Below are 20031 nucleotides of genomic sequence, written 5' to 3'. Positions count from 1 at the left end.
CATAACTATGTAATTTTAAAAATAGCAAAAAAGTTATTTCCAAAAAATATTTTTGAGCTTTTTAAATTAGCTCAAATATTTTTCAGAATAACTTTTCAACTTACACACTTAGTGAGACACTACCGTCAATGTAAATTGACACCTTTTTTGTTTAATCCATTTTTATTATAAAGGCACATTGTATTTTGCACTTCTATAATATAGTATCTATAAATTGGCGACCAACCAGTCACCTACGTCGCTAGTCGAGTAAGATTTCGCACCTTTAGCCACTAAATCTTCGGTCACAATTCCTTGTTCCAATGATTTGTTTACTACTGCTCTAATAGCTTCTGCTTCTGCTTTTAATCCAAATGCATCTTCAAACATCATTGCTGCCGATAAAACAGTTGCCAATGGATTGGCAATATTTAATCCAGTTGCTTGAGGGTATGAACCGTGTATTGGTTCGTATAATGAAGTGTGTTCACCTACTGATGCTGATGGCATTAATCCCATTGAACCAGAAATAACAGAAGCTTCATCGGTCAAAATATCTCCAAATAGGTTTTCTGTAATCAATACGTCATAAGAGTTTGGCCATTGTACCAATCGCATTGCCACCGCATCGACAAATTCGTAACTTACTTCAACCTCTGGATAGTCTTTTTCCATTGCCTGAACTGTTTCTCTCCACAAACGAGACGTTTCCAATACATTGGCTTTATCCACACAACATAATTTTTTAGAACGCGTCATTGCTAGTTCAAAACCTTTTTTTGCCAAACGCTGCACTTCAACTCTAGTGTACACACAGTTGTCAAAAGCAGTTTCTCCGTTGTCTCTTCTTCCTTTTTCTCCAAAATAAATTCCTCCAGTTAATTCTCTCAAGAAAACCAAATCAGTTCCTTCGATACGTTCTCTTTTTAATGGAGAATTATCAATCAAAGAAGGAAATGTAAAGGTCGGACGTACATTGGCAAACAAACCTAATTTTTTACGCATTAACAATAAACCTTGTTCTGGACGAACAGGCGCACTTGGATTGTTGTCGTATTTTGGGTGTCCAATAGCTCCAAAAAGAACAGCATCGGCAGCCATACAAATTTCGTGAGTTTCGTCTGGGTAAGGAACACCAACGGCATCAATAGCACAAGCACCTGTAAGAGCAGGTGTCCAAGTGATTTCGTGGTTGAATTTTTTGGCAATGGCATCCGAAACTTTAACTGCTTCGTTAATTACTTCTGGTCCGATTCCGTCTCCGGCTAAAAGGGCAATGTTGAATTTCATTGTTGTTAATTTTTAATTATATTTTTAATAGATTTTTTTCAATTGTAATTTCTTTTTAAATCACCACCACATTCAACATTTTTTGAGTTGCAATTATAGCGGCAACGGTTTGATCTGAATCTAATCCTCTTGTTTTAAATTCTTTTCCGTTGTGAGTCCAAGTGATAATGGTTTCGCATAATGCATCCGAACTACTGCCGGGAGGAATCCGAACTGCATAATCGACTAATTTAGGCAAAATCATTTTTTTGGTTTTATAAATTTTGGAAAGCGCATTCATAAAAGCATCAAATTGACCATCACCTTGTGCATTTTCTTCAAAAATTTCACCGTCAATTTTTAAACATAGAGTAGTCGAAGGACGTAATCCTTTGGCGTGAACCAATACATACGATTCCACTACAATTTTTTCTTCATAAGATTGGCTGTCCAATACATCCGAAATGATGTACGGTAAATCTTCTTTGGTAACCGTTTCCTTTTTGTCTCCCAATTCGATGATTCGTTGGGTTACCAATTTCAAATCTTCAGGGTTTAGTTTCAATCCCAATTCTTGAAGATTTTTTTCAATGTTGGCTTTACCTGATGTTTTTCCTAAAGCATATTTTCGTTTTCTTCCAAAGCGCTCCGGAAGTAAATCATTAAAATACAAATTGTTTTTGTTGTCTCCATCTGCGTGGATTCCTGCAGTTTGTGTAAAAACATTATCACCTACAATAGGTTTGTTGGCGGGGATTCTGTAACCGGTAAATGTTTCAACAAGTTTGCTTACTGAGTATAAAGACGATTCTTTGATGTTGATTTTTACATCAGGCATAAAATCATTAATGACGGCAACAGTACTTTCAAGGGGAGCATTTCCAGCGCGTTCTCCCATTCCGTTTACGGTAACGTGTAAACCGTTAATACCAGCTTTTACAGCTTCCATTACATTGGCAACGCTCAAATCATAATCGTTGTGAGCGTGGAAATCAAAATGAATGTTAGGGTATTTTGCAGTGATTTTAGATATAAATTCAAAAGTGTCTGATGGAATAAGAACACCTAAAGTATCGGGTAATAATATTCTTTTAACAGGTTGTGTCACCAAAAAATCCAAATATTGAAAAACATATTCAGGAGAATTACGCATACCGTTGCTCCAGTCTTCCAAATAGACATTGGTGGAAATTCCGTTTTCGTTTGCCAAAGCAATAGATTGCGCAATTTCGGTAAAATGCTGTTCCGGCGTTTTTTTTAATTGATGGGTCAAATGATTTAAAGAACCTTTAGTCAATAAATTTTGAACTTTGGCCCCCGCTTTTTTCATCCATTCGATAGAAATTCCGCCATCTACAAAAGCCAATACTTCGATTCTGTCGGTATATCCTTTTTCTTCAGCCCAGGACATAATTCCGCTCACGCCTTGAAATTCACCCTCACTTACACGAGCTGATGCGATTTCGATACGGTCAATATTTAGTTCTTCTAGCAATAATTGCGCAATGGTTAACTTTTCTGCAGCAGAAAAGGATACTCCCGAGGTTTGTTCACCATCGCGAAGTGTAGTATCCATTATTTCAATTTTTCTTTTTTCCATATTGCTGTTCTATAAGTCCTTTAAAAAAAGGGGTATTGTATGTTTTGTATTATTGTTTTGCTTTCTGGCAAATTTTATATTTTTCCTCGCACTTCATTTAATTTCATTGTCATAGAAATTGCTTCGGTTTCTATCCAATGGTTGTATTCTTCTATGGCTTTCAATCGTAATTCATTGTCTAAATAGCCTTCTTCTACCATTTGAAGAGAGCCGGCAACTTTTGACCAAATGCCTATTTTCGATTTATAATCTGATCTTTCTTCATTATAAAAGTCATCAGAATTTATTTTTTCGATAGAATGAAAACCTGCTTCTTTCAATAAATCAGGCAAATCTTCTGCAATTCTATTATTCATTCCAGCGTCCTGTCTCCATTTTAAGAAAGTATCATAAAAGGTCTGCATGCTTTCTGGCGGAGACGGATTCCAATTTAGATTGGTATGGTCATAGTCCAAAATTGAAATTTGACCGTTTGGTTTCAAAAGGGATTTTATTTTTAACAAAGCCTCTTTTGGATTACTCAACCATTGTAATACTCTGGCCGAAACAATTAAATCGAATTTTTCTTCTGGATTGAAATCAAATAAATCAACATGAATTAATTCTAAATTCGTGATGTCTTGATAGGATTCCTTTCCACTTAAAATGAAATTTTCGGTATTGTCAATTCCAATAACTTTTCCTTTTTCTCCAACTATTTTTGCAATGTCTTTTGAAATAGCGCCTGTCCCACAGCCGACATCCAGAATATTCATGCCCGGTTTTAAAATGCCCATCAGATTTCTGTAATCATTTTTAAGGCTTCGGTCATCAAATATTTTGGTCGCCTGTTCGTCTCTTTGTATGTGTTTGTTTGATTTCATTTTTTATAATTTAAAATTATTTTTTATGTTCCAAAACCATTTCGTAATGCTCCACGACAGGGAACGGATTGTAATAATGATGCAACAATTTTTTCCATTCTAAATAGGCTTCCGATTCTCTAAAGCCAACCGTATGATCTTCTAATTTCTCCCAATCTACCAAGAGAAGATATTTATTTTCCTTCTCTAAACATTTTCTCAAACTATGACTTACATAACCTGGAATGGATTGTATGAACTGACTGGCAATTGCAAAATCTCTTTCAAAATTTTGTTCTTCTCCTTTTATTACCTGCAGAATAGCCATTTCTAAAACCATACCTATTTTTATATACAAACCCGACAGATTTAAAAAATGTGTCGGGTTTCTTAACTAATTGTATTTATTTTTTTTAGTAAGGCAGTTTATCTGCAAACCCTGTAATCTCTTCTTTAATGTTTTGCAAGTAGTCAATATCATCAAATCCGTTAATCATATTGTTCTTTTTGTACCCATTAATGGCAAAAGATTCTTTTTGACCAGTTACTTTTAGTGTAATGGTTTGCTCAGGAAGATTAATTTCTAATTCTGTTTTTGGATTTGCTTCGATAGCTTTGAAAATAGTTTCAGCAAATTCTGGACTAACTTGAACAGGTAAAACACCAATATTCAAGCAATTTCCTTTGAAGATATCTGCAAAGAAACTAGAAACTACTGCACGGAATCCGTAATCGTAAACCGCCCAAGCTGCGTGCTCTCTTGAAGAACCCGAACCAAAGTTTTTTCCGCCCACTAATATTTTTCCGCTGTATGTTTTGTCGTTTAAAACGAAATCTGCTTTTGGAGTATCGTCTCCATTGTATCTCCAGTCTCTAAAAAGGTTGTCTCCAAAACCTTCACGTTTTGTAGCTTTCAAGAAACGAGCAGGGATGATTTGATCCGTATCAACGTTTTCTATTGGTAGTGGCACTGCACTACTCGTAAGGATGTTAAATTTATCGTATGCCATTTTTATTTGTTTTTGGCAGTCGGCTTTGAGCTTTGAGCTTTGGGCAAAACTGCACTAATTTTATTGATTTAATTTTAGTCTTAATTGGTAAATCTGTTTTCTAATTTGAATAACTTTGCTTTCTAAAGTCTGATGAATTTCAGGTTTTAAATATTTCAAGTCAGAAGAAAGTAATAATAAATATTCAACTTCTGAGCAGGAAGCAATTGCAATATTCAAATATCTTGCAAATTCTTTTTCGGAATTAGAACCACAACCTTCAGCAAAATTTGTTGGAATAGAAGAAACTGCTCTTCTCAATTGACTTGTTAATCCAAATAATTCTTCTTTTGGAAACTCTTTTGTTACTTGATAAACTTCAAGTGTAAACAAATGACTTTCTTGCCAAACATTATATTTTCTAAAATCTCTCATATGGGCTTTGGGCCATCAGCTTTGAGCTTTCGGCTGATAGCCCATAGCCGAAAGCCCAAGGCCGACTGCTTTTTTACATCAATTCTCTTGGATCTGTCAGTTTTCCGGTAACAGCAGCGGCAGCAGCCATAATTGGACTAGCCAATAGCGTTCTTGAACCAGGACCTTGACGACCTTCAAAGTTTCTGTTTGATGTACTTACCGCATATTTTCCAGCAGGAACCTTATCGTCGTTCATAGCCAAACAAGCTGAACAACCAGGCTGACGCAATACAAAACCAGCTTCAGTAAGTATGTCCAAAAGACCTTCTTCTTTGATTTGCGCTTCTACAACGTGAGAACCTGGAACTAACCAAGCAGTAACATTGTCTGCTTTTTTTCTTCCTTTAACAATTTCTGTAAAAGCTCTAAAATCTTCAATACGACCATTAGTACAACTTCCAAGGAAAACAAAATCAATTGGTTTCCCAATCATTATGTCATCTTCGTGGAAGCCCATATAGGCCAAAGATTTTTTATAAGTTTCCTCACCACCTTCCACTTGGTTGGCGTTTGGAATATGTTTTGTGATACCGATTCCCATACCAGGATTCGTGCCATAAGTAATCATTGGTTCAATATCAGCAGCATCGATGTTCAATTCAGCATCAAAAACGGCATCAGCATCAGTTTTCAAAGTTTTCCAGTAAGCAACCGCTTTATCCCAAGCTTCGCCTTTTGGAGCGTATAAACGTCCTTCTAAGAAATCGAAAGTTTTTTGGTCAGGAGCAATCATACCACCACGGGCACCCATTTCGATACTCAAGTTACAAACGGTCATACGACCTTCCATTGACATTTCTTCAAAAACGTTTCCGGCATATTCAGCAAAATATCCTGTTCCTCCCGAAGTAGTTAATTTTGAAATAATATATAGTGCAACGTCTTTTGGACCCACACCTTTACTTAAAGTTCCGTTTACGTTGATACGCATTTTCTTTGGCTTAGGCTGCATAATACATTGAGTAGCCATAACCATTTCCACTTCTGAAGTTCCGATACCAAAAGCAATAGCTCCAAAAGCACCGTGAGTAGAAGTATGAGAGTCACCACAAACGATAGTTGCACCCGGTAAAGTAATTCCGTTTTCAGGACCTACAACGTGAACAATACCATTTTTTTGGTGTCCCAATCCCCAGTGTGAAATACCATATTCAGCTGCATTGTCTTCCAACGCTTTCAATTGGTTGGCAGATAAAGCATCGGCAACCGGTAAGTGTTGGTTTATAGTTGGTGTATTGTGATCGGCAGTTGCAAAAGTACGCTCAGGATACGATACCTTGATACCTCTTTCTTTTAAACCTAAAAAAGCTACAGGACTAGTCACTTCGTGAATAAAATGACGGTCAATAAAAAACACATCTGGTCCATCTTCTATTTTACGCACCACGTGCGAATCCCATACTTTGTCGAATAATGTAGTACTCATTTTAACTATTTTTTAGTGTATTTCTCTTTTATAATCAGGACAATTTCCTAACAATTATATCATTGGCAACAAATTTAAAAAAGAAAAGAGAGTCGTCAATTTCGAAAAGCGTTTATATACGATACCCAAAAGGGCTTTACAACACTATTGCACTTTAGTTCGTTGTTTTCGATAAAAAAATACTCTTTCTAAATTTGACTTTGAATTCCTTTTCAAAGTAGATTTGAAGCTTTTTGTCGTGTTTTTAATAATTTGCAAATTTATTACAAATAAAACGCATAAATATCTAATCTGATTAAAAAATCACAACAAAAATTTAAAAAATAGTGATTATTGTTATATTTTGTATTCTTAATATTTGATAAAAATTAACTAAAAAACCAATTTATGAAGCCGTAAATAATGCAATTTTCGAGTTTTTAGACCTCCATTTTTTTGCTAAAATACTACGACATCCAAAAAAGAGAAGAGATGAATATTTGATTAGAAAGTAGGTTTTTGGAAAGAAACCAAAAGGATAAAATTTAAAAATCTTTTGGGCGTGCCCCAGCTGAGAAAAGGGGCTTACTTAGAGCACCGCTTATACAGCCCCTTTCCTCAACTGGGTCGGGCTATCCGTGCTACTTCGGTAGCTTACTTCTATCCCTCACGCGGGCGCAAGAACATTTGAGTATTAAAGGAATGTTTTTTTACGAATGAAATTTTAAACTTATAGCTAAGCGTCTGTTTTTTGTTAATAACTTAAGGCTTCCAATCCCCATAAAAAAACTAAATTTGAACTTCCATCATTTTGTATTAGAACACTTTTTGCTTTCCATAAAATCAATATTTTAGGGAAATAAAAGTCAGCAAATTGGAACTTTAATTTTGCTTTTCAGAAACTATGTACTTAATATTCGATACCGAAACCACAGGATTACCCAAGAAATGGGGCGCACCCATTTCTGACACCGACAACTGGCCAAGATGTATTCAAATCGCATGGCAGTTGCATGATGACATGGGGAAACTCATCGAACATCAGGATTATTTGGTAAAACCCGAAGGATTCAATATTCCGTATGATGCCGAGCGTATTCACGGAATCTCTACCGAATTGGCAGAAGCCGAAGGGATTTCTTTGGCTGAAGTTTTGGAGAAATTCAATGTTGCTTTAGGCAAAGCCAAATTTATTGTAGGTCAGAATCTAGGTTTCGACATCAACATTATGGGTTGTGAATTCTACCGAATGGGTGTTGCTTCTCCTATGGGTGAAATGCCAATTCTGGATACTTGTACCGAGGTCACTGCTTCGTTATTGAAATTGCCCGGAGGTCGTGGAGGAAAATTCAAATTGCCTACTCTAACTGAATTGCATCAATATCTTTTCGACTCCCCTTTTGCGGAAGCGCACAACGCAACTGCCGACGTTGAGGCTACCACGCGTTGTTTCTTGGAATTAATCCGTAGAGATATTTTTACCAAAGAAGAGCTTGATGTTGAAGTGGGTTATTTCAAGGATTTCAAAAGTAAAAATCCGCACGAAATTGAGCTAATTGGTTTAAAACACATTAACCTAAAAGAAGCTTCCGAAAGAATCCGACTTCAATTTGGCGAAAAACAAGTTGTTTCGGTTTCGAAAGAAGAACTTACAGAGAATAAAAAAGTATTGGTAGATGCGGCTTTCGCGCATTTACACAACCATACGCAGTTTTCGGTTTTGCAGTCAACCATCGCTATCGGAGCTTTGGTTTCGGTGACGGCCAAAAATAAATTCCCTGCCGTGGCGATGACGGATACGGGAAATATGATGGGAGCATTCCATTTTGTGAGTGCGGTAATGAATCACAACAAATCGGCTTCTGCGAAAAATAAGGAGTTAGTCGAAAATGGTTCAGCCCCAACGGAAACCGAAATCAAGCCTATTGTAGGTTGCGAATTTAATATCTGTGAAAACCATTTGGATAAATCCAAAAAGGACAATGGTTATCAAGTGGTTTTGTTGGCTAAAAACAAAAAAGGATATCACAATTTGGCCAAAATGGCTTCTATTGCATACACAGCAGGTTTTTATTATGTGCCTAGAATTGACAGGGCAATTGTAGAAAAATACAAGGAAGATATCATGGTTTTGTCCGGGAATTTATACGGAGAGATTCCGAGTAAAATTCTGAATATTGGTGAAAACCAAGCCGAAGAAGCCTTAATTTGGTGGAAAGAACAATTCGGTTCCGATTTGTACCTTGAAATAATGCGTCATAATCAAGAGGATGAAAATCGTGTAAATCAAACCTTGGTTGCCTTTTCTCAAAAACACGATGTAAAATTAATAGCTACCAATAACACCTATTATGTAAATAAGGAAGATGCCAATGCGCACGATATTTTGTTGTGTGTAAAAGACGGTGAAAAGCAGGCCACGCCTATTGGTCGTGGTCGTGGATATCGTTATGGATTGCCTAATCAAGAATACTATTATAAGTCGGAAGAGGAAATGAAAAAGCTCTTCGCCGATTTGCCTGATGCTATTGCCAACATTCAGGAAATTGTAGACAAGGTCGAAATTTACTCGCTTTATCGCGATGTATTGCTTCCTAAATATGATATTCCGGAAGAGTTTTTTGTGGCAGAAGATGAGGCTGATGGCGGTGTTCGAGGTGAAAACAAATATTTGCGTCACCTTACAATGGTAGGGGCAGAAAAAAGATATGGAGAAATTACTCCAGACATTCAAGAGAGATTGGATTTTGAGTTATTGACTATTTCTAATTCAGGATATCCTGGGTATTTCTTGATTGTTCAGGATTTTATTGCCAAAGCCAGAGAAATGGATGTTTCGGTTGGACCCGGCCGTGGATCGGCGGCGGGTTCTGCGGTGGCTTATTGTTTGGGAATTACGAATATTGACCCGATAAAGTACGATTTGCTTTTTGAGCGTTTCCTGAATCCGGATCGTGTGTCTATGCCCGATATTGATATCGATTTTGATGACGAGGGCCGTGGTCGAGTTATGGATTACGTTATCAATAAATATGGTAAGAATCAGGTAGCACAAATTATCACTTATGGTAAAATGGCAACCAAATCAGCAATTCGTGACACGGCTCGAGTACTGGATTTGCCTTTGTTTGAAGCCGACAGGATTGCAAAACTGATTCCAGGAATGATGCCATCTAAATGGAATTTGGCACGTTTTATTTCTGAAAGTGAGGATGAGGTTAAAAAAGCCTTGCGCTCAGATGAATTTGACAATGTAAAAGAATTGATCGCTATTGCCAATTCGGGTGATTTGGCGGGAGAAACCATTCAGCAGGCGAAGATTTTGGAGGGTTCGATGCGAAATACCGGAATTCATGCTTGTGGGGTGATTATTACGCCATCGGATATTACGAATTTCGTTCCAGTTACTACGGCCAAAGATTCAGATTTGTATGTAACTCAGTTTGACAACTCCGTTGCCGAAAGTGCCGGATTGCTGAAGATGGACTTTTTGGGTCTGAAGACCTTAACTTTGATAAAAGATACCGTAAAATTGGTAAAGTACAGAACCGGAATTCAACTCGATCCTGATACTTTTCCGATTGATGATGTCAAAACTTATGAGCTCTTCCAAAGAGGGGAAACGGTTGGGATTTTCCAATACGAGTCACCAGGAATGCAGAAATACATGAAGGATTTGAAGCCAACGGTTTTTGGGGATTTGATTGCGATGAATGCCTTGTATCGCCCAGGACCTTTGGAGTACATTCCATCCTTCGTTAGAAGAAAAAACGGGGAAGAAGAAATTAAATACGATCTCGATGCCTGTGAAGAATATTTAGGTGAAACTTATGGAATTACCGTTTACCAAGAGCAGGTAATGCTTTTGTCCCAATCGTTAGCAGGATTTACTAAAGGTGAGGCCGACGTATTGCGTAAAGCCATGGGTAAGAAGCAAAAAGATGTACTAGATAAAATGAAACCGAAGTTTGTTGCCCAAGCTGCCGAAAAAGGTCATGATGCAACCGTTTTGGAGAAAATTTGGAAAGACTGGGAAGCATTTGCGAGTTATGCGTTTAATAAATCGCACTCCACTTGTTATGCTTGGATCGCGTATCAAACCGCTTATCTAAAAGCCCATTATCCAGCGGAATATATGGCGGCAGTACTCTCTAATAATATGAATGATATTAAACAGGTGTCCTTTTTTATGGAAGAATGTAAGCGTATGGGTTTGCAGGTTCTTGGACCCGATGTAAACGAATCGTATTATAAGTTTACCGTAAATGATGATTACGCGGTACGTTTTGGAATGGGTGCCATAAAAGGTGTTGGTTCTGGAGCGGTTGCGACTATAGTAGAGAACAGAAAAGACGGAAAATACAAATCTATTTTCGATTTGACCAAGCGAATTGATTTGCGGGCAGCGAATAAAAAAGCACTGGAGAATTTAATTTTAGCGGGTGGTTTCGATTCGTTTGAAGGAACGACCAGAGCGCAATATTTTCATGATGATGGTGATGGAATTACATTCTATGAAAAATCCATTAAGTACGGTTCTAAATTTCAAGAGAATGAAAATTCATCGCAGGTAAGTTTGTTTGGAGAAAGTAGCGATGTGCAAATTGCCGAACCCGTAGTGCCTCCTTGTGAAGACTGGAGCACTATGGAAAAACTGGCCAAAGAGAAAGAGGTGGTTGGAATCTATATTTCGGGGCATCCGCTGGATGATTATAAATTTGAGATGAAATATTTTTGTAATGCCAAATTAGAGGCTTTGAAGAATATGGAAGTCTACGTTGGCAAGAACTTAACTTTTGGTGGAATTATTACCAATGTGCAGCACCGGGTTGCCAAGAATGGAAAGGGATGGGGGACCTTTGTTTTGGAAGGTTATGACGAGAGTTATGAATTTAAAATTTTTGGGGAAGAGTATTTAAAGTTTAGGCATTTCTTTATTCAAAATAATTTCACATTCATGAAAGTGATGATAAAAGAAGGTTGGGTGAATCAGGATACGGGCAAGAAAACAGATCCAAGAATGCAGTTTGTACTAGTGCAGTATTTACAGGATGTGTTGAGCACGTTCGCTAAAAAGTTGATTCTTTTGTTGAATATAAAAGATATTGAGACTGAATTTATTCATAAACTGAATCGTCTTTTTCAAGAACATAGAGGTGATAATACGGTTTCTTTTGAAATTATGGAGCTTGAAAAAATAAAGCGAATCGTTGAAGCAACGCCTGAGTTTACCGAAAATGAAGAAGAGTCTTTTGTGGATGAAAATGAAGAAACAACAGAAGTAGTTGAAGCAAAGCAAGTAACCGAGGTAGAAGAAATAAAAGTAGTGACCAAATTATCAATGCCAAGTAGAAAGCTGAAAGTTCAAATTTCGAATGAATTGTTGTTTGAATTAGAGAAAATGCAGATTAATTTTAAATTAAATTGATTTTTAAAAGTTAAATTTTTAGACGTTTTTCATGTTTTTTAGTTAAAATTATGCATGCATAGTAAAAAAAGGACATAAGTGTTAAAAATAGTATTAATTAGGTGTTGAGGTGCTTAAAGTGATTTTAAAGAATAGTTAAAATTATTTTAAGTTTGCGCAAATTAATTAACAAAAAATCATGAAAAAGAGTTTATTATTATTCGGATTATTAGTCTCTACAATGACTATGGTAGGACAAACCACAAGTACTGCAGACAGTAAGCCAGAAACTTGGTATTTTAAATTAGGAGGTTCTTATTTTATCCAAACGGCTGCAACAGAATTCCCAACTGTTTCTGGTGCATTGCCAAACACTGATGTTTATGCTGCAAACGGAACCACTTTGGCTTCTAGAGAAACAAATCACGGATCATTTGGAGAAGGTTTTCGTACAGGTTTAAATGTAGGATATCGTTTTTCACCACGTTTAGGTGTTGAGATGGGATTTAATTATTTTACTGGAAAAGACAAAACTATGGTTGAAACCGTGAATAGACAAATTGCTGCTGGTGTTTTTGTAACTGGGACTGCTGAAGGTAAAATTACTGCTTTTGATTTAGCTCCTGCAGTTGTTTTATTTTTGGGTGAAACTCATGGATTTGAGCCTTACACTAAAGTAGGGGTTATTGTTCCTGTAGTTGGTGATTTAACTATTGAAACAAATAGAACATATACTAATCCACTTGGAACTACAAATACGTATTCTAAAGATGTGGTATTGCCAAATCCAACAGTTGGTTTTATGGCTGCTTTGGGAACATCTTATAAATTGGGGAAAAACATTTCTCTTTTTGCTGAATTGGAATACCGTAATTTCACTGTTCATGGAAAATCGAAAGAAACAAAAGAATACACTGAAAATGGTGTAGATAAATTAAATACTCCTACTGGTTTCCGTGCTGATGCTTCTTACTCTGCAAGCCATGTTAACTATGTAGATCAAATCAATACTACTTCAAATAGTAAAGTAACAAACGCTGCTGGTTTTGACAGTACTAAATCAACTGATGATATTAGTTCTTATGTTGGAATTAGTGGATTAGGAATGACTTTTGGATTAAAATACAGTCTGTAATCAAACGCAATTGAAATAGAATCAAGGCCTTCTGAAAAGAGGGTCTTTTTTTATTGTCTAAAAAAGTTCTTGAAATCCTTGATGCCCCTAGCCCAGATGGAAACGGCATCCTGTTGTCCCGGGGTTCGGGACAACAGATATAGTGTACAGCTGGAAATAGCTTCTAATCACTTGAAAATAACTATTAGCAATACATTTATAATGAAAACTAATTTGGGAATGGCGTTTGGTTGGTTTTTAATTTCTAAATTTGTACTCTAGTTAAAACAAACAAGCATTTTAAACATAAAATAAAAATAGTATGGCATTAGCAATAACAGATGCTACTTTTGAAGAAGTAGTTTTGAAATCGACACAACCTGTAATGGTAGATTTTTGGGCAGCATGGTGTGGACCTTGTAGAATGGTTGGACCAATCATTGACGAACTTAGCAACGAGTACGAAGGTAAAGTAGTTGTAGGTAAAGTTGATGTAGATGCAAACCAGGAATTTGCTGCAAAATACGGTGTTAGAAACATTCCGACAGTATTAGTTTTCCATAACGGAGAAGTAGTTGGAAAACAAGTAGGAGTGGCTCCGAAACAAACGTATGCAGATAGCTTAGACGCATTGTTGTAATCGGTAACGGTTATAATTTATATAAAAAGGTTTGGCGAAAGTCAAGCCTTTTTTTGTTTCAAAAAAGGGCAAAACACCACTTTCATTTGAGGCCAAATCTTTTAATTTTTAAATCGTTTAATCTTTTAATACATTTGAAGTATGAAGATCGAATCACAAATAGAAAAAATATCCAGATTTCAACACCTAGAATTAATAGCCAATCAAGTGGTGGAAGGCTTTATTTCGGGGATGCACAAAAGCCCGTTTCATGGATTTTCGGCTGAGTTTGCTGAACATAAAGTATATAATGTGGGCGAAAGTACCAAACATATTGATTGGAAGTTGTTTGCCAAAACCGATCGATTGTACACTAAATGTTTTGAAGAGGAAACCAATTTGAGATGCCATATTATCATTGACAATTCTTCGTCGATGTATTATCCTAAATTGAAAGACAATCAGCAATTTTACGAAAGTAAAATAGGTTTTTCGGTATTGGCTTCAGCGGTTTTAATGAATCTGTTAAAAAAACAGCGGGATGCAGTTGGGTTAAGTGTGTTTTCGGATAGTTATGAGTACTATGCACCAGAAAAGGGAAGCGATCGCCATCATAGGATGATTTTGAACAAACTTGAAGGGCTTTTGGAGACTGCAAAAGAGAGCAAACAAACGGATACCATCACCTATTTACATCAAATAGCGGAGAAAATTCATCGCCGTTCGATGATTATTTTATTTACGGATATGTTTCAATCCGGGAATGAGGAGGCTCTTTTTAATGCCCTGCAGCATTTAAAGCATGACAAGCATAAAGTGGTTTTGTTTCATGTGGTCGACCGCGAAACGGAGTTAAAATTTGATTTTGATAATGCGCCGAGGAAGTTTATTGATGTGGAAACAGGAGATGAGGTAGTGATTTTTGCCGATAATGTGAAGCAGGAATACGAAAAGCAGGTGGGTGATTATTTCAAAAAGTTAGCTTTAACTTGTGCTCAAAACAAAATAAAGTACATTCCAGTGGGAGTTGGTGAAAGTTTTGAAAAAATTTTGACGACCTACCTAATTGAAAAACAAAAGTTTGGGTAATCAGTCTGAGATTTTTTTAAAATTCTCTAATAAAAGGCTTGTGTAAACGAAAATCTATTGTATCTTTGCCACCGCAATAAAGCAGAGGTTTGGTAGTTCAGTTGGTTAGAATACATGCCTGTCACGCATGGGGTCGCGGGTTCGAGTCCCGTCCAGACCGCAATATTGGGAAAAGCCTTTCGTAACAGAAAGGCTTTTTTGCCCAAATAAGGTATCTAAAGCTAGTTGTGTTGTTTCTCGTCCTATATGACGAGACCGGTTTGTAGTTAGACCAATGAAAAGCTTTCCAATGCTTCTGAATTTATTCGGAATCTACGGATGGCTTTTTTGATTTTAAAAGAGTTAGGTTTTTTTTAATTCTTGTGTTATAAAATAGTTGCGTATAGGGGCTATTAAATGAAATGTACATACACACTAATATAAAAAAGGTCGAAAAAACCAATAAAATCAGTACTTAACACTAAAAAAGGTCGAAAAAAGGAATAATTTAAAATGTGCATTTTGCTACTGTTAAGTATCTTTTTACTACCATTGAAATAGCAATTAATTACCCATATAAAGAACTAACTACCACCCACGGCTACAAATATATATATAACTACTATTTACAAGCCTTAAACAGCTTATTTTGGAATAAAGCTTGCCTATTATGGCAGGCTTTTTTTATGCTCAAACCCAAAATTTACCCAAAACAGTTATTTAGGTAAAAAACTCTTTAGATGGTCAAATACATGGTCAAATACATGGTCAAAAAACACTAAAATAATTACCCGAAACTATAGTGAAACAACATAAATAACCCGTTTAGTATTTAAAACTGCTTTGAGTTAGGGGGTATAAATACATAAAAAACACATATATTTAAGCGTTAAATCACTGATTAATAGCGTTTTTATGTTCTTTTTAGGGGCTTGCCAGCATGAATAACAGTACTACTTTGGTTTCTCTTTACATTTCCTAGTACTTGATAGAGTCTTTTTACATCATCGATATGAACATCAAAGGGTTCGTGAATTAAGCGACTGGAACTCTCATATTTTTCTTCGTTTACTGAACAAGCGAGCCAGTTTTGTGGTAGATCACTTTTTTGAAGTCTCTTAATAACTCTGTACTCTGTTGTTTCTATTAAGTAATCCTGACCATATACAACCAAGCGTTTATTTTGAACCTCTCGCAATGCCGCAATACTTCCTGACTTGTATTCTGGGTACATACTATCTCCGTGTACTCGCATTGCAGCAGTAGCATCACGAAACCAGTCCCCTGCATCAATCATTTCTACAGGTTCGTGTGTTTGATCTAACATAGCCGTTTCTTGAGTTCCTGCGGTGGCCACGCCATCATATAATGGTATGAGTTTTTTCTCTTCACGATAATTAGTTTCTGAAGGGTTTTTTATAAAGTTTGAATCACTCTTTATCATTGATCCATTACCTGTAAGCAACCAATTAATGTTTAAATCGGGTATTTCCGATAATATATTTTCGATAGCAATTGAATTTATAGGAGTCTCGCTTGCCTTTCCTCTGAAACTTGCAGATGTCATTCCTATTTTTTTATAAAAAACTTCTTTTGGAATTCCTTTGTTTTCAAGTACTTGTATAATTCTTTTTTTAATCATAGCAAATATATTATCGTTTATTTGTTTAATAGAAAATATATTTTCTATATTTGTAAAACAAAATACAGTTAAACAGTATAAAAACATAGTTTCAAAAGCAAAGATATGAAAATAAGAATCCATCCCGAGTTTAAATCCCAAATGGCATTGGAATTTGACACCAGTAAGCAAAATGTAAAAATGGCACTCGATTATTACAATAATTCAGAGTTGGCCAAGAAAATAAGAGCTCGTGCAAAAGCGCTATTACTTAGTGAGGCGGCAAGTATAATAACTGAAGATTAATGTAAATAAAGTAAGCTATGATCAGAAGATTTATAAAAAAACTTCTCGCACCGATAATACGAGAAGTCTTGAAAGAAGAAATTAAGAAAATTGCTTATCCAGAAGTTCAAGAGAATCTTTTGAAAGTTCTGAAAAACGCTGTTGATGCTTCTCTTTAGCCGAATTAATTTTTTCATTGTATTGGATTAACTGCTCAGGCGATAGCAGTTCCTTGAAGATTTTCAGCTTTTCAAAGATAGACACCATTGTAAGCTGTAATTGGATTTCAGTTTCATTCATATTACTATTATTTATAAGTGAGAAGGTAAATATAGTAATTCCCCCCGAGTGGCACACTCCCAGTTTCGAGTACTGGGCGGGAACAAAAAAAAGACCATTTAAACCCCGTTTAAATTATGTACGAATACCATAACAACCTACTATCCATTCCTGCTAAACTTCTTTATGAAGACTGGGGATTAATATCATACGATAATTATCAAAACCTATGCAAACGAGGAAAGTTAGTCCGTACCAAAGAAGGACGTGGACCAGGTAATGAGCCTTTTGTAAGTTTTCACGATTTACCAGTGCATCAAGGTGTTGATTTCAAGAAACTATGCATAGAAGGGTTAGGAGAACCTAAAGAGGTTGTGGTTCGTAATAAGTTAGAGAACTACATTATCCCAGACATTAAAGCAATCACTTTTTTTGCTGAACATCGTAAACCTTGTGGCAAATCTATATCACTAGAAGATCAGCGAGTAAAAGCGACTAATGCCATAATTTTAAATGCCATTCGAATAGTGCTTAATGACCATTTAACGAAATCTAAAACATTTGGTCGAAAACCTACTGAGATTTGGAAAAATATTAGCGAAGCCGTAAATGCTATCAATCCTAAAAAATGGAGTTTCTCCTTACCTGGTAACCCTAGACGATTAAAAGCCAAATATGAAGACTATTTAAAAAACGGCTACGAAGTTTTTCTTCATAAAGGCGAAGGTCAAAAGAACGCTCAAAAAATAAAAGATGAAATAGCCGATTTTATACTTGCTAAATATTGCTTACCAAACAAAATGTCTATCCCCGAAGTATTGCGGGACTATGAAAGGGAAGCGGTCAAACGCAACTGGGATACTTTAACCGAAGGTGCTATTTACAACTGGCTCTATGAACCCGAAAGGGAACGCATCTGGACACTAGCACGCCACGGGCTATCTGCCTACAATAAAAAATACAAACATACCATTACCAGAGATAGAAGTGACTGGTTTCCTAATGCTTATTGGGCGATTGATGGTACAAAACTAGACTGGATTCACTATTGGGATGAAAGCTCTAATAAAATGGGTGCAAAGCTTAAAATTGACGTGATGTTTGATGTCTATTCCGAAAAAATAATAGGATGGGATTTGTCCTTTACCGAAAGTCATATAGAGCATTTCAAAGCTATTAAAATGGCAGTAAATGAGGCACAATGCCGTCCTTATTACCTGACTTATGACCACCAAGGAGGGCATAAAATGGATAGAATGCAAACATTATATGATTCTTTAATGGCAGTCGAAGGACACGGAACACACCACCCGAATAAGGCTCGAAATCACTCGAATCCGTCAGAACAATTGTTTGCACGTTTCCAACAGCAGGTTATTACTAAATTTTGGTTTTCGGACGGTCAAGGAATCACAGTAAGGCGGGATGACAACAAAATGAACACTGATTTTATACTCGAAAATAAGGATAATCTTAAAACGGTTGGCGAATTACAAAAAGCGTGGTTAGCAGCGGTCAATATTTGGAACTCCAAAAAACATCCGCATTTTGAAATGAGCCGTAACGAAGTCTATCAGCACGAAATGCCAATGAGAGAGCCATTAACGCTTTGGGATATAATGGATAAGATGTGGATTGAAGAAACCAAAAAACTAGTAACCTACAAAGGTTCGGGAATGAATCTAAACATTGGCGGTGTCGATTATGAATTTGAAGTTTACAATAAAAAAGACGAAGTCGATAGTGATTTTAGATACAAAAACATCGGTAAGAAATTCAAAGTACGCTATGATCCCGATTTTCTGGACGGATATGTTCAGCTCTACTCCAAAGATGAAAAAGACAATTATGTATGGGTAGCCAACGCAGAACCCAAACGAAAGCATCAAAATATACCCGCTTTAATGAAAGAAGGCGACAAAGAAAAATGGTTTGCCGATATGCAAGTTCGAAAATTAGAATTAGAACAAACACAACGAGAATTAAAAGCCCTCGAAGATCGTACAGGCATCAATAGACAATCGCTAATAGAAGACACCGATTTGCTTATCAAAATGGGTGGAAATATGACCAAAGTAGAGCAATTAATAACCGAAGCAGTAGATAACGAATACGATTTTTAACTTAACTAACACCAGCAATGACAACAGAACAAAAACACCAAATAGTAAAAGAAATAAAACACCTATGTGCTTTGACTTCTCAAAACAAGGTAGCAACTAAAGCAGGTGTGTCATCGGCGACCATTAGCCAAATGATAAATGAGAATTGGACTCTGATTAAAGATGAAATGTGGCGCAAAGTAAAAGTGAAGCTTCGTATTGAGTTGGACTGGAACACCGCCAAAACTACCAACCTAGAATATATCTATCGACATGCCGAAAAAGCCAAAGAAAAGTCGATTAGTTTCGGAATATCCTACGATGCAGGAGCTGGGAAAAGTCAAACGTATAAGTTAATCGCCAGCACTTTGCCTAATGTAATTTATATTGAATGTAAAACATTTTGGAAATCAAAAAGCTACGCTAAAGCACTCGTTACAGCCTGTGGTTTGGATGATTTTGGAACAACCGAAGATTTAGTAGAACGTTTCATAGATCATTTAAGCGGTTTAGACAAACCACTTGTTATCATTGACCAAATGGATAAACTAAAGGATGGTTCAATGGACTTCTTTATAGACTTCTACAATGATTTAGTAGGGCATTGTGGTTTTTTACTCTCAGGTGTTCCTGCACTCGAAAAAAGAATTAAACGAGGTGTAAAAGCAGATCGCTCAGGTTACTTCGAGTTGTGGTCCCGAATAGGTAGAAAGTTCTTGAAGTTGAAGCCGCTTACACTATCAGATGTGAGCGCTGTTTGTGTAGAAAATGGCTTAACCGATCTCGATAGAATAGAAACCATTTTTGGCAATTGCGAAGGCGATTTAAGAAGGGTCAAGCAAGATGTAGTGGAAAAACCGGTCAAATTGACCACCACTTTCCAGTGTAAATTGACCACCAGTTCCGGAGCAAACTGACCACCACTTTCCAGTTCAAATTGACCACCTAATTTCGGGGTAAATTGATTATTAAAAA

16 protein-coding genes and 1 tRNA gene are annotated in these 20031 nt (G+C 36.4%); 8 read left to right on the top strand and 9 right to left on the bottom strand.

Annotated features, from left to right (window positions below):
* Positions 1 to 207: 207 nt before the first annotated feature.
* The 7 genes from leuB to leuC all read right to left on the bottom strand — a co-directional run bounded on the left by leuB (position 208) and on the right by leuC (position 6582).
* A complete protein-coding gene (gene leuB, locus KZH69_RS19515) occupies positions 208 to 1269 on the bottom strand; it encodes a 3-isopropylmalate dehydrogenase (protein ID WP_219319152.1) in 1062 nt (353 codons plus the stop codon).
* Positions 1270 to 1324: 55 nt separating this feature from the next.
* Entirely contained in the window at positions 1325 to 2848 is a 1524-nt protein-coding gene (locus KZH69_RS19510) for a hydroxymethylglutaryl-CoA lyase-like TIM-barrel protein (protein ID WP_219319151.1), read from the bottom strand.
* A 74-nt stretch (positions 2849 to 2922) separates the two neighbouring features.
* Entirely contained in the window at positions 2923 to 3711 is a 789-nt protein-coding gene (locus KZH69_RS19505; protein WP_219319150.1) for a methyltransferase domain-containing protein, read from the bottom strand.
* 16 nt (positions 3712 to 3727) lie between these two features.
* On the bottom strand, positions 3728 to 4048 hold the full coding sequence (locus KZH69_RS19500; protein WP_255558522.1) for an antibiotic biosynthesis monooxygenase family protein: 321 nt from the start codon (positions 4046 to 4048) through the stop codon (positions 3728 to 3730).
* Positions 4049 to 4103: 55 nt separating this feature from the next.
* A complete protein-coding gene (gene leuD / locus KZH69_RS19495) occupies positions 4104 to 4700 on the bottom strand; it encodes a 3-isopropylmalate dehydratase small subunit (protein ID WP_219319149.1) in 597 nt (198 codons plus the stop codon).
* Between the two features lie 60 nt (positions 4701 to 4760).
* Positions 4761 to 5114, bottom strand: a complete 354-nt coding sequence (locus tag KZH69_RS19490) for a four helix bundle protein (RefSeq protein WP_219319148.1) — start codon at positions 5112 to 5114, stop codon at positions 4761 to 4763.
* A gap of 73 nt (positions 5115 to 5187) precedes the next feature.
* Entirely contained in the window at positions 5188 to 6582 is a 1395-nt protein-coding gene (gene leuC / locus KZH69_RS19485) for a 3-isopropylmalate dehydratase large subunit (RefSeq protein WP_219319147.1), read from the bottom strand.
* 883 nt (positions 6583 to 7465) lie between these two features.
* Here leuC and dnaE point away from each other — a divergent pair.
* The 5 genes from dnaE (at position 7466) to KZH69_RS19460 (ending at position 14950) form a co-directional block, all read left to right on the top strand.
* Positions 7466 to 11989: a DNA polymerase III subunit alpha gene (dnaE, locus tag KZH69_RS19480; protein WP_219319146.1), complete on the top strand. Its 4524-nt coding sequence runs from the start codon at positions 7466 to 7468 to the stop codon at positions 11987 to 11989.
* Between the two features lie 178 nt (positions 11990 to 12167).
* The gene (locus tag KZH69_RS19475; RefSeq protein ID WP_219319145.1) at positions 12168 to 13103 is read left to right on the top strand and encodes an outer membrane beta-barrel protein; all 936 of its coding nucleotides are present in this window, start codon (positions 12168 to 12170) and stop codon (positions 13101 to 13103) included.
* 301 nt (positions 13104 to 13404) lie between these two features.
* Complete coding sequence (trxA, locus tag KZH69_RS19470) at positions 13405 to 13722, top strand: thioredoxin (RefSeq protein ID WP_077377586.1); 318 nt, start codon at positions 13405 to 13407, stop codon at positions 13720 to 13722.
* A gap of 141 nt (positions 13723 to 13863) precedes the next feature.
* Positions 13864 to 14790: a DUF58 domain-containing protein gene (locus tag KZH69_RS19465; protein ID WP_219319144.1), complete on the top strand. Its 927-nt coding sequence runs from the start codon at positions 13864 to 13866 to the stop codon at positions 14788 to 14790.
* Between the two features lie 86 nt (positions 14791 to 14876).
* Positions 14877 to 14950 (top strand) — tRNA-Asp (locus KZH69_RS19460).
* Positions 14951 to 15682: 732 nt separating this feature from the next.
* Here KZH69_RS19460 and KZH69_RS19455 read toward each other — a convergent pair.
* Positions 15683 to 16411 carry a S24 family peptidase gene (locus KZH69_RS19455; protein ID WP_219319143.1) on the bottom strand — a complete coding sequence of 243 codons (729 nt, stop codon included), beginning with the start codon at positions 16409 to 16411 and terminating at the stop codon, positions 15683 to 15685.
* Positions 16412 to 16516: 105 nt separating this feature from the next.
* Here KZH69_RS19455 and KZH69_RS19450 point away from each other — a divergent pair, with 105 nt between their 5' ends.
* Positions 16517 to 16696 (top strand): hypothetical protein, encoded by a 180-nt coding sequence (locus tag KZH69_RS19450; protein ID WP_219319142.1) that lies wholly within the window; start codon positions 16517 to 16519, stop codon positions 16694 to 16696.
* Between the two features lie 81 nt (positions 16697 to 16777).
* On the opposite strand, the gene KZH69_RS19445 is transcribed toward KZH69_RS19450, so the two are convergent.
* Positions 16778 to 16975 (bottom strand): hypothetical protein, encoded by a 198-nt coding sequence (locus KZH69_RS19445; protein WP_219319141.1) that lies wholly within the window; start codon positions 16973 to 16975, stop codon positions 16778 to 16780.
* 116 nt (positions 16976 to 17091) lie between these two features.
* Here KZH69_RS19445 and KZH69_RS19440 point away from each other — a divergent pair, with 116 nt between their 5' ends.
* Both KZH69_RS19440 and KZH69_RS19435 read left to right on the top strand, forming a co-directional pair.
* Entirely contained in the window at positions 17092 to 19077 is a 1986-nt protein-coding gene (locus KZH69_RS19440) for a hypothetical protein (protein WP_219319140.1), read from the top strand.
* Between the two features lie 17 nt (positions 19078 to 19094).
* Positions 19095 to 19973, top strand: a complete 879-nt coding sequence (locus KZH69_RS19435) for an AAA family ATPase (protein WP_219319139.1) — start codon at positions 19095 to 19097, stop codon at positions 19971 to 19973.
* The last annotated feature ends 58 nt before the right edge of the window (positions 19974 to 20031 follow it).

The organism is Flavobacterium taihuense (assembly GCF_019351435.1).
Taxonomy (GTDB): domain Bacteria; phylum Bacteroidota; class Bacteroidia; order Flavobacteriales; family Flavobacteriaceae; genus Flavobacterium; species Flavobacterium taihuense.
Note: the sequence above shows the minus strand (reverse complement) of the source record. Positions and strands in the feature narration are given on the sequence as shown.

Bases quoted from the DNA above. Each gene is read 5' to 3' on its own strand.
- leuB (WP_219319152.1), bottom strand. From the start codon at position 1,269: ATGAAATTCAACATTGCCCTTTTAGCCGGAGACGGAATCGGACCAGAA.
- KZH69_RS19510 (WP_219319151.1), bottom strand. From the start codon at position 2,848: ATGGAAAAAAGAAAAATTGAAATAATGGATACTACACTTCGCGATGGT.
- KZH69_RS19505 (WP_219319150.1), bottom strand. From the start codon at position 3,711: ATGAAATCAAACAAACACATACAAAGAGACGAACAGGCGACCAAAATA.
- leuD (WP_219319149.1), bottom strand. From the start codon at position 4,700: ATGGCATACGATAAATTTAACATCCTTACGAGTAGTGCAGTGCCACTA.
- KZH69_RS19490 (WP_219319148.1), bottom strand. From the start codon at position 5,114: ATGAGAGATTTTAGAAAATATAATGTTTGGCAAGAAAGTCATTTGTTT.
- leuC (WP_219319147.1), bottom strand. From the start codon at position 6,582: ATGAGTACTACATTATTCGACAAAGTATGGGATTCGCACGTGGTGCGT.
- dnaE (WP_219319146.1), top strand. From the start codon at position 7,466: ATGTACTTAATATTCGATACCGAAACCACAGGATTACCCAAGAAATGG.
- KZH69_RS19475 (WP_219319145.1), top strand. From the start codon at position 12,168: ATGAAAAAGAGTTTATTATTATTCGGATTATTAGTCTCTACAATGACT.
- trxA (WP_077377586.1), top strand. From the start codon at position 13,405: ATGGCATTAGCAATAACAGATGCTACTTTTGAAGAAGTAGTTTTGAAA.
- KZH69_RS19465 (WP_219319144.1), top strand. From the start codon at position 13,864: ATGAAGATCGAATCACAAATAGAAAAAATATCCAGATTTCAACACCTA.
- KZH69_RS19455 (WP_219319143.1), bottom strand. From the start codon at position 16,411: ATGATTAAAAAAAGAATTATACAAGTACTTGAAAACAAAGGAATTCCA.
- KZH69_RS19450 (WP_219319142.1), top strand. From the start codon at position 16,517: ATGAAAATAAGAATCCATCCCGAGTTTAAATCCCAAATGGCATTGGAA.
- KZH69_RS19445 (WP_219319141.1), bottom strand. From the start codon at position 16,975: ATGAATGAAACTGAAATCCAATTACAGCTTACAATGGTGTCTATCTTT.
- KZH69_RS19440 (WP_219319140.1), top strand. From the start codon at position 17,092: ATGTACGAATACCATAACAACCTACTATCCATTCCTGCTAAACTTCTT.
- KZH69_RS19435 (WP_219319139.1), top strand. From the start codon at position 19,095: ATGACAACAGAACAAAAACACCAAATAGTAAAAGAAATAAAACACCTA.